Source organism: Aquabacterium sp. CECT 9606, assembly GCF_918741295.1.
In the GTDB taxonomy this organism is placed as follows: domain Bacteria; phylum Pseudomonadota; class Gammaproteobacteria; order Burkholderiales; family Burkholderiaceae_C; genus Aquabacterium.
On the sequence record NZ_CAKKNB010000005.1, the window covers coordinates 235,874 to 251,310 of the forward strand.

The following is a 15,437-nucleotide window of genomic DNA, read 5'->3' on the forward strand; positions in this document are numbered from 1 at the left end:
GCGCCAGCCAGGGATGCGACCCTTGGGATGCCCAAGCTGTCCGCGCCGGGCACTTGCTTCCGGCCGAAGCCAATGGCACGTTATCCCAAGCTTCCTATCAATGCACTCTGAGGCAACACGGCATATCCGATGCTCGCAAACCTCTTGCGAAGCAACCCATGAAGAGGCCCTTGCACCCCGTCGACGCATTGCACGGCACCGAGCTCCTCACATTGAAGAGGATTTTGCGTGTTGCGAATGTGCTTGACCCAGGTCAATGCCGCATTTCAGAGATGCGCATATTTTGCTTTTTCTCTGCCCGCATGGAACGTTGCCGAGTCGATGTGCGCGTGGCCTGGGCAGATAGGGGAAATTCATGGTTGTTGACCATTCAATCAAAGTGGAAACGATGGCCACTTCCTTGGGGAAAACAGATCTCCCTGAGCACAGCGCCGATGTGCGGATTGGCAAGGCGCTTCTGTTGGCGACGCGGCCCTTTGCCGAGGAATCCCGGGGCAAGAGTCGCTGGCTGGTGATCTCGACCTTCGTGCTTCTGTTTGCAGCCTTGGTCTGCGCCGGTGTCGTGCGCTGGTGGCCTGCTCGGACGGCATCCTCTATCCTCGCTGGCTTGCTGATGGTGCGGGCATTCATCACTTATCACGACTTCTTGCATGGGGCGATACTGCGCGATTCGCGGCTTGCCTCGTTGCTGTTCTCCGTCTATGGATGCGTGGCCTTGTCGCCCCCGCGGTCTTGGAAGCAAACCCATAACCATCACCATGGCCACGTGGGACAAATCGCTGCCGATGCCATCGGCTCTTTTCCAATCATCACCACGTGCATGTGGCGTGAGGCTTCGCTGGCACAGCGACTCAAATACCGGGCCAGCCGCAACCCCTTGACCGTGCTGTTCGGCTACCTGACGATTTTCATGATCAGCCTGTGCCTTCTGCCATTTCTGCGGAGCCCGAAAAGCCATTGGGACTCCGCGTTCGCTCTGCTGGCGCATGGTGGCCTGATCGCCCTGCTGTGGGTGTTAGGTGGTGTCCACATGGCATTCTTCGTCGTCATTCTTCCGATGTTTGTGGCCACCATGCTGGGCAGCTATCTGTTCTTTGCTCAACACAGCTTCAAGCGGATGCAGATACTGTCACCGGCGTCCTGGACTTTCTACCGAGCAGCACTTGTGTCGTCCAGCTACATGCGTCTGAACAGAATCATGCAGTGGTTCACCGGAAACATCGGGTATCACCACATCCATCATCTCAACGTGCGCATCCCTTTTTATCGCCTGCCCGAGGCCATGGCGGCCATACCAGAGCTTCAATCTCCCCTCACGACTTCCCTTGCACCGAGGGAAATCGTGGCCTGTTTTCGCTCGAATCTATGGGACGAACGCCTGCAGCGCATGGTCACCTATCGGCAGGCGTCCTTGTCCCCGTAGAAGCGCGCTCAAGCCTAGCGGGCAGCGGTGGTGAGCGCTTGCCGAAGAGCGTCCGCCTTACCCGCTTTCACGCGACCGGCAAGAAGCTCGTCAAGTCCAGTCTTCTGGCCGTAAAAGGCGTTGGTTTGGTTTTTGCTGAATCGAAGGTTGCTGACTCCCACGGCCGCCGCGTTGCCAAAGAGTCCGGAGTTGGACGACCAAGCCACAATGTCACCGACCGCATCGGAGCTGGCCACGGACCAGTTCACAATCGTCAGGCCGGCATCGGCATTCAGCGAGAAAGCAGAAGGCTTCATGAAGTGGTTCAACGCCTTGCTGCTGTTCAGCACGAGGACGGCCGGCCCGGATTGCGCGCCCGCCTGTAGCCCGACGCTGGGAGAAGGCGGTCCAGTTTCGCATCGGATCGAAGTGTGCGGACAATGTCGACCGCATCGTTCACGCGCTTCATGGCGATGCGCGCATCCTTGTCGGCGGCTGGCTCGGCGGTGGCGGCGTCCGCATTTGCGGACTGCGCGAAGGAAGGTGTCCCGAAGCACGGACTTGCGAGCAAGGCACCCAGCAATGCCACACGGCACGTGAAAGTTTCAGCGTTGGTCATGTTGACCTCCTTTGTATGAGATGGACATGGAAGACAGCGACTGCAAATGACGCAGCAGCCGAATTGAATTTGGGTTGGCCGGAACCGCCCTACTTGCGCAAAGTCAATTGGGAGGGGAGGGCTCGGCGTTCTCAAAGGAACGGATCTTCCCTCAAGCTCTTTTGCGCCATGTCAAGGCTGTGGAATTGCGTTCAAGCCATCGTCTGTATCGCGACACGGATCCGCCGCTGATGTGGTCCGATGTTTGTTGTCAATGAAGGACCTCTCATGAACATGATCAACCTTTGCAATCGATCCATTGTTTCCATCGACGCTGGGGCCTCTTTGCAGCAGGCCGCTTCGCTGATGCGTTCGGAGCATGTGGGTGCCTTGGTCGTGACCACAGGCGGCGTTGACCAACCTCATGCGGTGGGATTGGTGACAGACCGAGACCTGACCATTGAGGCAATGGCATGTCAACTGGATCCCGAAGAAACAGTGATTGGCGATATTGCCAGCCGAGAATTGGTTGTGGTGTCCGCCGACTCAGGCATTGCCGATGCGCTGACCGTGATGGCAGCAGCCGGTGTTCGCCGGATCCTTGTCACCGAGTCAGATCGGCGCGTTGTGGGGATGGTTTCATTCGACGACCTGGTGGCCGTACTGGCCGATGAAATGTCAAACATGGTGAAGTGTTTGCAAAAGGGGACGGAGCGCGAGGTGCGAGAGCGCAACACGTTCCTGCCTTTGCAACCCCCACTGCTGATCGCGTTGAATACCCCAGGCATGGCTTAGGCTGTGCGCACCATTGCCCATGGAAAGCGGCAATGGCATTCAATCCAGATCAGCCCGCAGTCCTCGTCATCTTTCGCGGCGAGTCATTGTTCTGCTCGGCCCCTCGAGCAGTGGGCGGTCGACCCTGCTCAACATCCTTGGCGGGCTGGAGAGGGCGAGTTGACCCAATGGCCGACGGCGAAGTGGGGCGCGCCGGACGTGCGGGGTTATGGCGTCTTCTGACTGGACGAAGCATCCTATCGGCCGCCTACGGCAGTGCCCCGACCCGATTCATTCAACAACCGTATCGCTTGCTCATCTTCAACCTGTTCAAAAGACTGGTAGAACCGTCCCACGGAGCCGAAGTCTCTGGGGGCATGCAGGCAGACGACCTCGTTGGCCAGTGGGCGCACCAGTTCAAGGCTGTCGCGAGATGCGACAGGCACGGCACAGATCAGCCTCGCCGGCTTGCGCGTGCGGATCGCATGCAAGGCCGCCACCATGGTGGCGCCTGTGGCCAGACCGTCGTCCACAACGATTGCGATTCGCCCGGCCGCATCGATCAGCGGACGATCGGGTGTGTATCGCTTCCGACGGTCCTTGATCAGTTCCAGCTGGAAGCGCTTTTCTTCCTTGATGTAGTGCTCATCCGCCCCGGCTGCATGGGCGTGGGGGGCCATGTACACCCAGCCGCTTTCGTCGATAGACCCGATGGCGAACTCCGGCGATGTGGGAGCCCGCAGCTTCCGGACCAGCACCACATCCAGCTCTCCATCCAGCCGGTCCGCAAGGACTCGGCCAATTTCCAGGGCGCCGCGAGGGATCGCGAGGACCAGGGGGCGATGCCCCTTCCAGTTCTGCAAGGCTTGCGAGAGCTGCTCGGCTGCGTCGAGGCGATCGGAAAAGAGCATGTCAGTCTCCTGTGTCATTCGGCGGTTTGATCTCGCTCAAGCTTTCATCGTGTGGACGAAGGTGCTGGAGAAACCATGCGCTTGCCAGTTCCGCCACGATGCCCAGGGTGCCGGCTTCTTCGAAAAGATGCGTGGCACGGGGCACGATCTCGATTCGCTTTTCGCAGCGCAGGTGCTGGAGGGCCGCGCGGTTCATCGCGATGACTTCGGTGTCCGCCCCGCCCACGATGAGAAGCGTTGGGGCAAGGACCTCTCCCAGGGTGTCTCCGGCAAGATCAGGACGCCCACCGCGGGAGACGACGGCGCGCACCGCCTGCGGACGGCGCGCCGCCGCGACCAGGGCGGCGCCAGCGCCCGTGCTGGCACCGAACAGGCCGATGGGTTGGGCTTTGTGAGGCGACAGCTCATCGATGGCGTCCATCACCCGTTGCGCGAGCAGTGGAATGTCGAACACATTGCCACGGTACTCGGCCTCTTCGTCCGTGAGCAGATCGAACAACAAGGTGCTGAGGCCTTTGCGCTGCAGGGTCTCGGCCACCTGCCTGTTGCGGCGGCTGCGCCGACTGCTGCCGCTGCCGTGCGCGAAGACCACGATGCCGCGCGAGGGCGTCACCAGGCACAGTTCTCCTTCGAGTTGCCGCGGCCCGATGGACATGGGGAGCAGGTTGAACATGACACCTCCTTGTCACAGTCCGAAGGGATAGGTGTCCGGCAGGCCTTCGGTCATTTCGATCCCGAGAGGGGCGATGGCGCCGGTCTGGTCCAGCCAGATGTACTCGTCGAATTGCAGAGGGAGCACGGCCTGAAAGTAATGGCTTTGCAACTCGGTCTCCGGCCGGTAGATCACGCCGATCGCGCGTTCCAGCCGCGGCTGCGACAGGCGCGCCAGGACGTCGCCGGATTTCTGCTTTCTCAAGGGCAGGATGAAGTTCGCAACATTCGATTGGTGGCAAAGGCGTTCATAGCTTCCGGCCATCGAATCGCGCACCGGCTTGACTTCCATCGGCCCTCCCCAATCCGATGCCGCTGCCACCGAACCGCTGTGCGTGCCGAATCCGATCAGGCAGGCGCCCGGTCCGAATTCGACACGGCAAAGCTGCCCGATGTTGTGTTCGCCGCGGCGCGACATCTCGGTGGCCCGCGAGTCGCCGACATGCGAGTTGTGCGCCCAGACGATGGCTTTACTCCGCGGGCCATGGAAGGCCAGCAGGCTCTTCAGAGTCTCGAACATGTGGCTGTCGCGCAGGTTCCAGGATGCGCGAGAGCCGTAGTACATCGTTCGGTAGTAGCGCTCCGCATTGGCGACGAGGCGCGCGTTCTGCATGGCGTCGAGAAAGCGTTCGCCGTCCTGTGCGGCGTAGTGCTGCTTCTTGCGCAGCAGGTCTCCCAGCATCGACACCACTTCACGTTCGCAACTTTGGTACCGTTCGGTGAGCGCGGCGTAGCCATAGCTGGCAGGGTCCGATTGCCAGGGCGTCAGGCAGCCATAGCGGCGACGCGCGATGTCTGCCGTGGGCGGATCGACATCCTCCAGATAGCCGACCACCGAATGGATCGAGTTGTAGAGGCTGTAGAGGTCCAGACCATGGAAGGCGACCCTGTCGCGGTCGGCGACGTCGGTATTGTGTGCGCGAAGCCAATCGACAAACCGGCGGACCTCCTGGTTGCGCCACATCCAGGTTGGGAAGCGGGCAAAGGCGGACCATTTGGACGGACGGTGGTCGGCATGACGCACGTAGCTGTCGATGCGGGACGCGTCGGGCCAATCGGCTTCGATGGCGATGAAGTTGAAGCCCTTGCGTTCGATCAGTTGGCGCGAAATGCGCGCTCGCATCCGGTAGAACTCCGAGGTCCCGTGGGTGGCCTCGCCGATCAACACGACGCGGGCACTGCCGATGCGATCGAGCAAAGGCGCCAGATCCGCCGTTTCGATGGCGTCGAACCGTTCGCACGCATCGGCAATGGCTTGGGCCGTGAATGCGTCCGCGGATCTGCCCGGCGGCTGCGCGGCCTGGCGCGCAGTCAGTCGAACGGCATCCACATCCAAAGGCGTGACCCGGATGTCCGCCATGTCCTCGATGTGGTAGGCGTCGGGCCCGGTACGCGTCACGCGAACCAACTCACGAACGGCGGGGTCTGTGCCGGCCGACACCACCATGCGTCCGCCTACTGCCAGCTGAGGCTTGAGCGTTTCCAAGAACGCCGCCCCGCTCGGATTCACGAAGATCGCATCGTAGGGACCGTGGTCCGGCAGCCCTTGAGCGGCGTCGGCGTGCACGACCTGCACATGGGTGCATCGCAGGCTCTGAAGAGTGGCTACCGCCTTCGCTGCCACGGCCGGGTTCGATTCGACGCTGTAGACCTTGGCAGCAAGCCGGCAGAGCACCGCCGTCGCATAGCCCGCACCGATGCCGATCTCAAGGACCTTGGCTTGTTTACCGATCAACAGCGCTTCGGCCATCAGCGCGACAAGGTAAGGCTGAGGGAGGGTTCGCGCCTCATCGATTTTCAGGGCCGCGTCCTCGTAGGCGAACTCCTGCAGTGGCGGTGGCAGAAAAAACTCGCGGGGCACTGCACGCATGGCATCGAGCACCCGGTGGTCCCGGATACCCCGGCCCTCGATCTGGTCTTGCACCATGGCAACGCAAAGCCGTTCGAAATCGTTCGGCATGATCACTCCATCTGGCTGACAGGAGGGTCACTGTGAACCCCAATTTTGAGGAATGGTTTGCGCTTGCTCAAGTCACACGTGCGCAGGGCACAAACCGCGCCAGGCCTGTCTACTTGACAAAGCGCAAATTGGTTTTCACCTCAGCGATCTATCATCGATCCAGGCGAGTGTGCTTGCGGGCATGAAATGGGCAAGATCAAGATCAATGGACGGGAGGTCGAGCTGAAGAAAGGCGCGACCTTGCTCGATGCTGCGCGGGCGGCTGGCATCTACGTTCCAACGCTTTGTTATCACCCGCGTTTGCCAGCGCATGCGGTCTGCCGCATGTGCCTGGTCGATGTCAAAGGGCAGGATCGCCCGCTGCCTGCATGCGTGACACTGGCGAGCGAAGGTGACGTCGTCGAGACGGACTCCAAGTCGTTGCAAGACTTTCGCACCATGAATGCGCAGTGGCTGCTGGCCCGCCATCCAAATGACTGCATGCGCTGCGAAGTCAATGGATCTTGCCGTTTGCAGAATTTGGTCAATGAGAATCAATGGGAAGAAATGTGGCCCCGCATTCCGATAGGGCCCGCTGAGCTTCCTGGCCAGGTACTGAGCGATCACACGTCACCCAGCATTTGGCGTGACGCGTCAAAATGCGTTGAGTGTGGCCTGTGTGTGGACGCCTGCGGCGACGCGGGCCAGCAACAGCACGTGATCGGGTTTGCAGGCCATGGATCGGACCGTTTGCCGGTGACGGTCTTCGATCAGTCACTCGCGGACACCCGCTGCATTTCCTGTGGCCAATGCACCCTGGTCTGCCCGGTGGGGGCTCTGATCGAAACGCCACATTGGCACGAAGTGCTGCATGTCCTGGACTCGCGTCGACGGGTCTGCGCGGTGCAGGTGGCGCCGGCTACCAGGATCGCCATCAGTGAAGAGTTCGGCATGAAGCCTGGCACCGTGAGCACAGGCCGGTTGATCAACGCCTTGAGGCACCTGGGTTTCGATCACGTGTTTGACACCAATTTTGCGGCCGATCTCACCATCATGGAGGAAGGAGCCGAGCTTGTTGCGCGGCTCAAAGAAGGGGAGCGGTTGCCACTCTTCACCTCGTGCTGCCCGGGGTGGGTCAACTGGGTAGAGATCAACCGACCGGATATCCTGACGCACCTGAGCACGACCAAGTCGCCTCAGCAAATGCATGGGGCCCTGACCAAGCGGGGGGCGTTTGCGCAGACATTTGGCGCGGCTTTCTCGGAAGGCCTTGATGAGCCGTATGTTGTCAGCGTGATGCCTTGCACCGCCAAGAAGGACGAGGCCGTGCGTCCAGGCATGTCAGGAGACTTGGACCATGTTTTGACGACGCGAGAACTGGCCAGGATGATCCGAGCCCGCGGAATTGCATTTGGCGCGCTGGCGGAAGACGGCAGCTTCGATGATCCGCTGGGCGAGAGCACCGGCGCAGGCCAGATCTTCGGCGCCTCGGGAGGGGTGATGGAGGCCCTCATTCGCACGGCGTCCCAACTGCTTGGAGTCGAATGCTCGTTTCAGCTGGAATGGCATCAACTGCGTGGCGTGGACGCAGGCGTCAAGACAGCAGAGATCGCTGGCATCGGTAAGGTGGCCGTTTGCAATGGCATCGCCGCGGCGCAGCGCCTGCTGCAGACGCAAGTTTGGCGCAACGAGTATGTGGCCATTGAGGTGATGGCCTGTGTGGGGGGCTGTTTGGGTGGTGGTGGAGAACCCAAGTCAATGGATCCGAACATCCTGGAAAAACGCATGCACGCCATCTACGCCATCGATCAAGGCGCGCCCCACCGCCGATCACATGAAAATCGGGAGGTTCAAGCTTTGTACCGGACTGAGCTCAAAGAACCCAACTCTCCAGCCGCGCTCGCATTGCTTCACACGAGCTTCGCCGCCAGGGGATCCAAGCGATTGCTGTTGATGCGTTTGCTGGATGCCGTCGACAGGCGCGATGCGGATGGTGCGGCCAGGTTGTTTCATCCAGATGCCTCGTGGTTGACGGGGCCTCCTTTCCATGGCGTGCGAGGAACCGCGGATATCAAAACATTGATCGCGACGCGCCTGCCCCCGCGCAAGCATGGCCCACTTTATGCGCGGCACCGGATGGCGTCCGCAGCGGATATCGATGACCTCACCGTCATCACGCCAGACGGCAGGCGCTGCAAATTCAACATGGAGATCGACACCGTTGTGCGGGACGGCCACCCGACGACTGTGATCCGAAGTCTGGAGCGACACGTCACAGAATTCCGATCATGAGTGGAGGGTGCGCAGGAGGGCCTCACAGGAGGACAGGAGCGTTGGGCAACTCATTGCCGTGCCGATCACTGTCGGGGAAGTGCTTTCCAATGTGGCGAGCCACCGCCTCAATACATGTAATGGCACCGCTTTCGTAGTGGCCATGGCGCAATGCCGCTTCCCCGCCATGATCCCCCCGGCAAAGTCCTGCTGCTTGAAACGAGGGACGATGGTGTCGCTGATGATCCGCTTGGCGGTCGCATCGTTGAGCACCTCTTCGAGGCCATAACCGACCTCGATTCTCAGCGCACGATCATTTTTGGCGACGACGAGGATGACGCCCTGATGCCGATGCTGGCAAGAACCATGTAGTGGCTAATTTCCATCGTCCTTGGTTTTCGGATCAATCCAATCGACGATGACCGTTTCTCGCTCAGCCAAATCCTCTTCGTCTGTGCTGCTGGCGTTGCGGGCCAGTTCATAGCTTTCATACGGACCAAATTCAAGCAAGCCCTCCGTTGCAAGCCAGTAGAAGCCATCAGGGCGTTCGACAATATCTCTGGAAGCAGAGTCTTCCGTTGATGCAGTCTTGTCTTCTTGTCTTGTTGGCAAGGGCGCATGCAGCCCTTGAAGACGCTGAGCCTTTTCTTTCTTAGCCATGCTGATGCTCCTTTCCAAGGCGTCCAGACGGTTGCGAGATGCCCAGATGGGTAGCACCAGCACGATAGCGTCATGGCCCAGCAAGTAATGTAGGGGGCTAAAAATTTGGCAGTTTGCGTTTTCTCAAATGCACACAGACGAGTTCCATTAGTTTGTGGGCATGGACAAACCCATCACTTCGCTTCCCGTGCCAGAAGGCGTGATTGCGCTGATTCCCATGCGCAATGTAGTGCTGTTTCCTCATGTGCTCATGCCCCTTGCTGTTGGCAGGCCGAAATCAGTGGCCGCGCTGGAGCATGCACTGCGCGAAAAGGTGCCAATCGGTATCGTGCTGCAAAAGAACGCTGCGGTTGACGAGCCAAATCGGGATGAGCTTTGTGACGTGGGTACTCATGCCACCGTGCTGCGCTACATCGGTGTCAATGACGGAGTGCACCAGGCGATTTGCCAGGGCCTGCAACGTTTCCGGTTGATTGAACTGGTGGATGGGTATCCATTTCTCGCAGCCCGGATCATTCGGCTGGATGATGCTGTCGAGATCTCCACCGCCATCGAGGCGCTGGCAATTCAGTTGCGCGAGCGGGGCGCAGAGTTGTTGTCGTTGCTCCCCGGTGTGCCCGCCGAGTTGGGCCATGCCCTGCAAGCTACCCAGGCCCCAGATCATCTTGCAGACATTGCTGCAAGCCTGCTGGACACCGAGGTCAGCGAAAAGCAATCTTTGCTGGAAGAGCTGGATCTGCAATTGCGACTGAAAAAGTTGCTCGACATCGTCGCGCACCGCATTGAAGTTTTGCGCCTGTCTCGTGAAATCGGTGAACGGACCAAGGAGCAGCTGAGTGATCAACAGCGCAAGCACTTATTGCGTGAGCAATTGCGGACGATCCAGGCGGAGCTTGGTGAAGACGATGACAGTGCACAGGAAATTCAGCGCCTTGATCATGCGATAGGCGAGGCCGGCATGCCGGCCGATGTCGAGGCTCATGCGCGAAAGGAGCTCAAGCGACTGGCGCACATGTCAGGCAACTCAAGCGAGTATTCCATGCTGAGCACCTACATGGAATGGATGATCGAGTTGCCATGGAAGCTGCCCGCCGAAATGCCCATTGATCTCCAGGCTTCACGGCAAACACTGGAAGCCGATCATTTCGGCTTGGAGCGCGTCAAGCAGCGCATCATTGAGTTTCTCGCTGTTCGCAAGCTCAATCCCCGTGGCCGTGCACCGATTCTCTGCTTTGTCGGCCCTCCTGGTGTTGGTAAGACCTCGCTGGGACAAAGCATTGCGAAGGCATTGCAGCGCCCCTTTGCGCGGGTTTCACTGGGCGGTGTGCATGACGAGGCTGAGATCCGTGGGCATCGACGCACCTATGTCGGGGCCATGCCCGGCATCATTGTTCAGCAAATTCGCAAGGTGGGCGCACGTCATTGCGTGATGATGCTCGATGAAGTCGACAAAGTATCCGCCAGTGCCCATGGTGACCCTTCGGCAGCTTTGTTGGAAGTGCTCGATCCGGAGCAGAACTCGACCTTCCGCGATAACTATCTGGGTGTTCCGTTTGACCTCAGTAGCGTGGTCTTCATTGCAACAGCCAATGTGATCGACAACGTGCCGGCGCCGGTACGGGACAGGATGGAGATCATCGAGTTACCCGGCTATACACAAGAAGAGAAATTGCAGATCGCCCAACGCTATCTGCTCAAGCGACAGTTCGAGCTCAATGGGCTGAATGAGGTGCAATGCAAGATGACGACGCAGGCATTGATGGCGTTGGTGGCGGACTACACGCGCGAAGCGGGAGTGCGTCAACTTGAACGTGAGATCGGTCGTGTCATGAGGCATGTGGCCCTTCTGGTAGCCGACGGACTCGATCAACAGGTGGTGGTGGACGCAGGCGATCTGGAGAAAGTACTGGGCCCGGCCAGATTCGAGCATGAAGGCGCCATGCGCAGCAGCCTGCCGGGCGTGGCCACGGGGTTGGCCTGGACGCCTGTTGGCGGCGATATTCTCTTCATTGAAGCAACCCGCGTCATGGGCACTGATCGATTGATTCTCACAGGCCAGCTGGGCGATGTCATGAAGGAAAGCGCGCAAGCAGCGTTGACACTCGTGAAATCGCGAGCCAGCACATTGGGAATCCCGTCATCCATGTTTGAGGGCATGGACATCCATTTGCATGTTCCCGCAGGCGCCATTCCAAAAGATGGACCCAGCGCCGGGGTTGCCATGTTCATGGCCCTGGCCTCATTGCTGACCAATCGTGCTGTGCCGCCAGATATCGCGATGACTGGGGAAATCAGCCTGCGCGGCCTGGTTTTGCCCGTGGGCGGTATCAAGGACAAGGTTCTGGCTGCTCAGCGGGCTGGCATCAAGCGAGTGTTGTTGCCAGCGCGAAATCACAAGGATATGAGCGAGATCCCTGCCGACACAGCAGAGGCGATGCAGTTCATTTGGATCAACACGGTTGATGAAGCGGTAGATGGCGCGGAGATACGAGGAGAGAAATCACTTTTCGACGGTGCCCCTGTAGCAGCGACACAGCAAAGCACTGGCCGCTTGACTTGAACTTTGCGGCCGATCTGAAAGCCTGACTAAAGGAAATCCGCGGGAAGGCATCGTCCTTTGAAACGGACAAGGCGCGAAATCAGGACGCATCATCTGGTCATCGCCTCAAATGGCCATGAGCATCGTTCCGTTTCTGATACGTCCCGATCAGTTCTGCACTGTCGAGCACGTGTCCCCGCATGGATTGCTCCAGCTCCGCCTTTGTTGGCTTCGCCAGCGCAGGCAGGGTGGTGTCGAGTGCGTAGAGCTTGAAGAAATAGCGATGGCGTCCGATGGGCGGGCAAGGGCCGCCATAGCCGGGGCGCTTCCAATCGTTCAACCCATGTCTTGCTCCGTCCGGCAATGAACCGCCTTCTGGTAGCGTGTTGGTGGTTGGCGGTATGTTGAAGACGATCCAATGCACCCAGGTGCGCACCGGAGCGCGAGGGTCTGGTGCATCCGGGTCGTCGACGACCAAAGCGAGGCTAAGGGTTCCGGACGGTACTTCAGTCCAGGTCAGGGGAGGGGAAAGATCGCTGCCCTCGCAGGTATGGTGCGGCGAAATTTCTCCTTTGTGGGTAAACGCGGGCGACGTCAGTATCATGAGCGGCTCCTGCACTGCCAAGGCAGTTCATTGATATTAAAGCACCCCGTGCTAACAAATCACCCGCATCAGGATGCGCTATACCTGTGTCTTTTCCCGTGCATTTTGGCGGATGCGTGGACCATGTCGCGTGACGATGCCCGCCAAACTGCCGGCTATCAAGGTTGTGACGTCCACCAAAATGGCAGGTAATGCCACGCCGCCAGGAGAAGCCAAATAAAGTGGAATCCATTCAGGTTTGAACTTCGCCTTGTACCGCCGCAGGCCTTGGAAATTGTAAAAGTGCTCCCCATGTCGATACAACAGGGTTCCAATGCGAGCCCACAACAGGGTGTTTTTTTTGGAATCCAGTCCGGACAATGGGGCCATGCCGAAGTCGAACCAGCGAAAGCCTTGCACTCGTCCCCAGGTCATTAGCTCACAGAACAGCAAGTCCATCGAGCCGTTCGGTGCACTTGGAAGGTGCCGCATCAGATCAATGGACAACTCTTGCCGGTCAGCGCCTTGCCATATGTTTGCAAAGGCAACGATGTTTTTTTCATCGCGCACGAGCGCAAGCGGAAACTGTTTCAGATAGGCCGCGTCGAAGGAGGCATTGGAAAAGCCCTTCTCGTGCGTGGCCTTGTTGGCCAACCATGCTTTGGAAATTTGTGCCAATTCGGGCAACAACGGTTCGACAGATTCGCGCGGGACGATTTCGAAGCGATACCCTTGGCGGATCAATCGTGCGCAGGTCCTCCTCAGGCCCCGGTATTGTTCAAGCGCGAGGTCGAAATGCCGCAGTTCGACTCGGGCCTGTTCACCGAGCGGCGTCAGGACCAGGCCAAGCTCTGCGTAGTCCGCACGAAGGTCTTCGCGTACCTCGAAGAATACGCACCAAGTGCCATGGCGATTGCACATGTCCTTGAAGCGGCCCAACAACTCGCGCACACCTGTGGTGCTGCCGACGGGATCCCCCATAGCGATGCAGCTTCGGCCACACCTGCTGTACATCAGGAAGGCGTCTTGGCAGGTGCTGAACAGCAATGCCTTGTCACCACGAAGCACCAAATTGGCGTAGGTGCGCGGCGAGCGTTCGACAAGCCAACGTGCTCGCTCAAGGTTGTCGCTCGATGGTGCACCAATGGAGGGATACACCGGACGCAGCAATCTAGACAAGCCAAAGAGCGCCAGAAGTGATGCGGTGCCGACCATTGCTCGCGCCGATCGAGATGCCTCTCCATGCAACGCGAAGTCCCACCATGACAAGCCGGCCTGAAGCTCATGGCGATGCGTGAACTGCACCAGCCAAGCCGACGTGCCAAGCACCATGATGATGGCCGCGGCCCAGGGCACGCTAGGGGGCTCATCCAAGAGTGATGACTGGCGGTGAAATTGGTCGCGAAAGGGCAGCAGGATGACGATGGCGGCCACCAACATTGCTGCTTCCTCGTAGTCCCAGCCTTTTGCGAGAGAAAATAGCGTGGCGATAAAAAGCAAAAGAAGCGTCAACAACCAAGCGGAGTCGAGTCGACGCCACAGGCCTCGAGCCAACAATAACAGCGCCGCGCCAATCAAACTTGCCAGGAAGTGAGAGGCTTCGATGAAGGGCAGTGCAAGTGCGCCGCCCAGGATCTGGAGCCTACTTTGAGCCGCTGGTACGGAGCCTGACAAGATGAGTAAAGTGCCCGCGGTGAAAACCATCATGGCCAAGAGCTGTGGCATCAGTTTGGCAATTGGCCGGCTGACGGTGGCGAAGTGGGTACGCAACGCTGGCCACTGCAGGCCTCCCAGCAATAGTCCAGCAAGGAACAATGGAGCGAGGAGATAGACCCCTCGAAACATCAGCAGGGCTGCCGCCAATTCTGGAGCAGCGACATATTTGCCCAGCATGAGGACCATTGCCGACTCGAACACGCCCAGCCCGCCCGGAACGAGGCTCAGGTTACCGGCCACCATGGCGATCAACATGGCAGCGGTGCAAGTAGCGAATCCCACGCCAACGGATGCCGGAAGCAACGCGTGGAACGCGCCGGCCATGAGCCAAAGATCCAGTGCGCCGACCGCGATCTGGCCGACGGTCAGGGGCAGGGTGGGCAATCGGAGGCGAAAGGTTCGCATGCCGAACAAACGATACCCTGCTGATGGCAAAGCCGTTAACAGGGTATACAAGCTCAGGATTGTGAGGAATGCGATGCCCAATGGCTGGGTGGTCGAGTCCGCCCAGGCAAACGCTTGCGCGGTCACCGGATCTGCTATGAAAGCGATGCCGCCAATCAGCAGGAAGCCCAGCCAAAAGCCGAGGCTGCAAAACAGCACAACCTTGGCGATCTCGGGCGTCGAAAGGCCAGCAGCTGTGTAAGCCCAGTAGCGCACCGCCCCCCAGTGAGCAGGGTGTTCCCAAAGTTGGCACCCAGCGCGTTGCCGAGGAATGCCGCCAGAATGACCCAAGCCTTCGGCGGCTGGCGTGCGATGAAGACCATGGCCATCAAGTCATGGCCGATCATTACCACATAGCTTGCAACCGTCAGCGCACCGGCTTGCCAAAGGGCTGGCGTGGACATACTCTCCAGCGTCGGCCAGAGGTCTCGGCCAGGGGGCGCCCGCAGCCAGTCTTGAAGAATCCACGCTGCGATGCAGAAGGCTGCGAAGCCGATGAAGTGGCTGGGCCTGAGAGAAATGCGTCGTATCCACATGGGGCCATGCATCCTCCGTTGGGTGAACAGGAAACGCCATCTTGGCAATCCGCGGGCCGGGCTGGACTGATATTTGTCAAAACCGATTGCGTCGATCCTCCAAAGAATGCTTGTCACCGCATCTGGTGTCACGCGACGAAATGGAGCATGCAGATGGATTTCTCCTTCGATCCAAATGAGGTTCGGCACCACCCTGACAAAGCCACGCGTGGCCGGACCTTCGAAATTGATGAGGCCCAAGAGCGGCGCGACCTTGAAGAAATGGACCTGGGCAAAGCCGCCTTGCTGCTGCGCCCGCTGGTCCAAACCGCTGCCTGGCGATGTGAAGCCTGTCAGAACGCACATGAGCAGGG

At 59.4% G+C, this 15,437-nt stretch carries 13 protein-coding genes and 1 pseudogene; 4 read left to right on the plus strand and 10 right to left on the minus strand.

The window, feature by feature from the left end; all coding sequences use genetic code 11:
• The first annotated feature begins 355 nt into the window (after window positions 1-355).
• Window positions 356-1,423 (plus strand): fatty acid desaturase, encoded by a 1,068-nt coding sequence (locus LQ232_RS22290; protein WP_230182592.1) that lies wholly within the window; start codon window positions 356-358, stop codon window positions 1,421-1,423.
• Between the two features lie 14 nt (window positions 1,424-1,437).
• On the opposite strand, the gene LQ232_RS22295 is transcribed toward LQ232_RS22290, so the two are convergent.
• Together LQ232_RS22295 and LQ232_RS22300 are read right to left on the minus strand one after the other, a co-directional pair.
• On the minus strand, window positions 1,438-1,752 hold the full coding sequence (locus LQ232_RS22295) for a YSC84-related protein (protein ID WP_230182593.1): 315 nt from the start codon (window positions 1,750-1,752) through the stop codon (window positions 1,438-1,440).
• The gene (locus tag LQ232_RS22300; protein ID WP_230182594.1) at window positions 1,746-2,021 is read right to left on the minus strand and encodes a hypothetical protein; all 276 of its coding nucleotides are present in this window, start codon (window positions 2,019-2,021) and stop codon (window positions 1,746-1,748) included. The genes LQ232_RS22295 and LQ232_RS22300 overlap by 7 nt, the downstream gene beginning before the upstream one ends.
• 267 nt (window positions 2,022-2,288) lie before the next feature.
• On the opposite strand from LQ232_RS22300, the gene LQ232_RS22305 reads away from it, so the two are divergent.
• The gene (locus LQ232_RS22305) at window positions 2,289-2,795 is read left to right on the plus strand and encodes a CBS domain-containing protein (protein WP_230182595.1); all 507 of its coding nucleotides are present in this window, start codon (window positions 2,289-2,291) and stop codon (window positions 2,793-2,795) included.
• Between the two features lie 236 nt (window positions 2,796-3,031).
• Here the strand turns inward: LQ232_RS22305 and LQ232_RS22310 are convergent, their stop codons facing one another.
• From LQ232_RS22310 to LQ232_RS22320, 3 genes are read right to left on the minus strand one after another with little or no spacing between them, the layout of a single operon-like run.
• Window positions 3,032-3,685, minus strand: a complete 654-nt coding sequence (locus LQ232_RS22310; RefSeq protein ID WP_230182596.1) for a phosphoribosyltransferase — start codon at window positions 3,683-3,685, stop codon at window positions 3,032-3,034.
• A gap of 1 nt (window position 3,686) precedes the next feature.
• The gene (locus LQ232_RS22315) at window positions 3,687-4,358 is read right to left on the minus strand and encodes a dienelactone hydrolase family protein (protein WP_230182597.1); all 672 of its coding nucleotides are present in this window, start codon (window positions 4,356-4,358) and stop codon (window positions 3,687-3,689) included.
• A gap of 12 nt (window positions 4,359-4,370) precedes the next feature.
• Complete coding sequence (locus tag LQ232_RS22320) at window positions 4,371-6,356, minus strand: erythromycin esterase family protein (RefSeq protein WP_230182598.1); 1,986 nt, start codon at window positions 6,354-6,356, stop codon at window positions 4,371-4,373.
• A gap of 186 nt (window positions 6,357-6,542) precedes the next feature.
• Here LQ232_RS22320 and LQ232_RS22325 point away from each other — a divergent pair, with 186 nt between their 5' ends.
• A complete protein-coding gene (locus LQ232_RS22325; RefSeq protein WP_230182599.1) occupies window positions 6,543-8,627 on the plus strand; it encodes a [FeFe] hydrogenase, group A in 2,085 nt (694 codons plus the stop codon).
• A gap of 159 nt (window positions 8,628-8,786) precedes the next feature.
• Here LQ232_RS22325 and LQ232_RS22330 read toward each other — a convergent pair.
• Window positions 8,787-8,948, minus strand: a pseudogene (locus tag LQ232_RS22330) (YgcG family protein); the annotation flags it as partial.
• Between the two features lie 33 nt (window positions 8,949-8,981).
• Window positions 8,982-9,266 carry a hypothetical protein gene (locus LQ232_RS22335; protein ID WP_230182600.1) on the minus strand — a complete coding sequence of 95 codons (285 nt, stop codon included), beginning with the start codon at window positions 9,264-9,266 and terminating at the stop codon, window positions 8,982-8,984.
• A 160-nt stretch (window positions 9,267-9,426) separates the two neighbouring features.
• On the opposite strand from LQ232_RS22335, the gene lon reads away from it, so the two are divergent.
• A complete protein-coding gene (gene lon / locus LQ232_RS22340) occupies window positions 9,427-11,826 on the plus strand; it encodes an endopeptidase La (RefSeq protein ID WP_230182601.1) in 2,400 nt (799 codons plus the stop codon).
• Window positions 11,827-11,923: 97 nt separating this feature from the next.
• Here the strand turns inward: lon and LQ232_RS22345 are convergent, their stop codons facing one another.
• From LQ232_RS22345 to LQ232_RS22355, 3 genes are all read right to left on the minus strand, one after another.
• Window positions 11,924-12,409 carry a YbhB/YbcL family Raf kinase inhibitor-like protein gene (locus LQ232_RS22345; RefSeq protein ID WP_230182602.1) on the minus strand — a complete coding sequence of 162 codons (486 nt, stop codon included), beginning with the start codon at window positions 12,407-12,409 and terminating at the stop codon, window positions 11,924-11,926.
• A gap of 78 nt (window positions 12,410-12,487) precedes the next feature.
• Window positions 12,488-14,764 (minus strand): bifunctional lysylphosphatidylglycerol flippase/synthetase MprF, encoded by a 2,277-nt coding sequence (mprF, locus tag LQ232_RS22350; RefSeq protein WP_230182603.1) that lies wholly within the window; start codon window positions 14,762-14,764, stop codon window positions 12,488-12,490.
• The gene (locus tag LQ232_RS22355) at window positions 14,665-15,429 is read right to left on the minus strand and encodes a hypothetical protein (protein ID WP_230182604.1); all 765 of its coding nucleotides are present in this window, start codon (window positions 15,427-15,429) and stop codon (window positions 14,665-14,667) included. The genes mprF and LQ232_RS22355 overlap by 100 nt, the downstream gene beginning before the upstream one ends.
• Window positions 15,430-15,437: the final 8 nt, after the last annotated feature.

Coding starts and splice junctions, on each gene's coding strand:
- LQ232_RS22290 (WP_230182592.1), top strand. CDS start 356: ATGGTTGTTGACCATTCAATCAAAGTGGAAACGATGGCCACTTCCTTG.
- LQ232_RS22300 (WP_230182594.1), bottom strand. CDS start 2,021: ATGACCAACGCTGAAACTTTCACGTGCCGTGTGGCATTGCTGGGTGCC.
- LQ232_RS22305 (WP_230182595.1), top strand. CDS start 2,289: ATGAACATGATCAACCTTTGCAATCGATCCATTGTTTCCATCGACGCT.
- LQ232_RS22310 (WP_230182596.1), bottom strand. CDS start 3,685: ATGCTCTTTTCCGATCGCCTCGACGCAGCCGAGCAGCTCTCGCAAGCC.
- LQ232_RS22315 (WP_230182597.1), bottom strand. CDS start 4,358: ATGTTCAACCTGCTCCCCATGTCCATCGGGCCGCGGCAACTCGAAGGA.
- LQ232_RS22320 (WP_230182598.1), bottom strand. CDS start 6,356: ATGCCGAACGATTTCGAACGGCTTTGCGTTGCCATGGTGCAAGACCAG.
- LQ232_RS22325 (WP_230182599.1), top strand. CDS start 6,543: ATGGGCAAGATCAAGATCAATGGACGGGAGGTCGAGCTGAAGAAAGGC.
- LQ232_RS22335 (WP_230182600.1), bottom strand. CDS start 9,266: ATGGCTAAGAAAGAAAAGGCTCAGCGTCTTCAAGGGCTGCATGCGCCC.
- lon (WP_230182601.1), top strand. CDS start 9,427: ATGGACAAACCCATCACTTCGCTTCCCGTGCCAGAAGGCGTGATTGCG.
- LQ232_RS22345 (WP_230182602.1), bottom strand. CDS start 12,409: ATGATACTGACGTCGCCCGCGTTTACCCACAAAGGAGAAATTTCGCCG.
- LQ232_RS22355 (WP_230182604.1), bottom strand. CDS start 15,429: ATGTGCGTTCTGACAGGCTTCACATCGCCAGGCAGCGGTTTGGACCAG.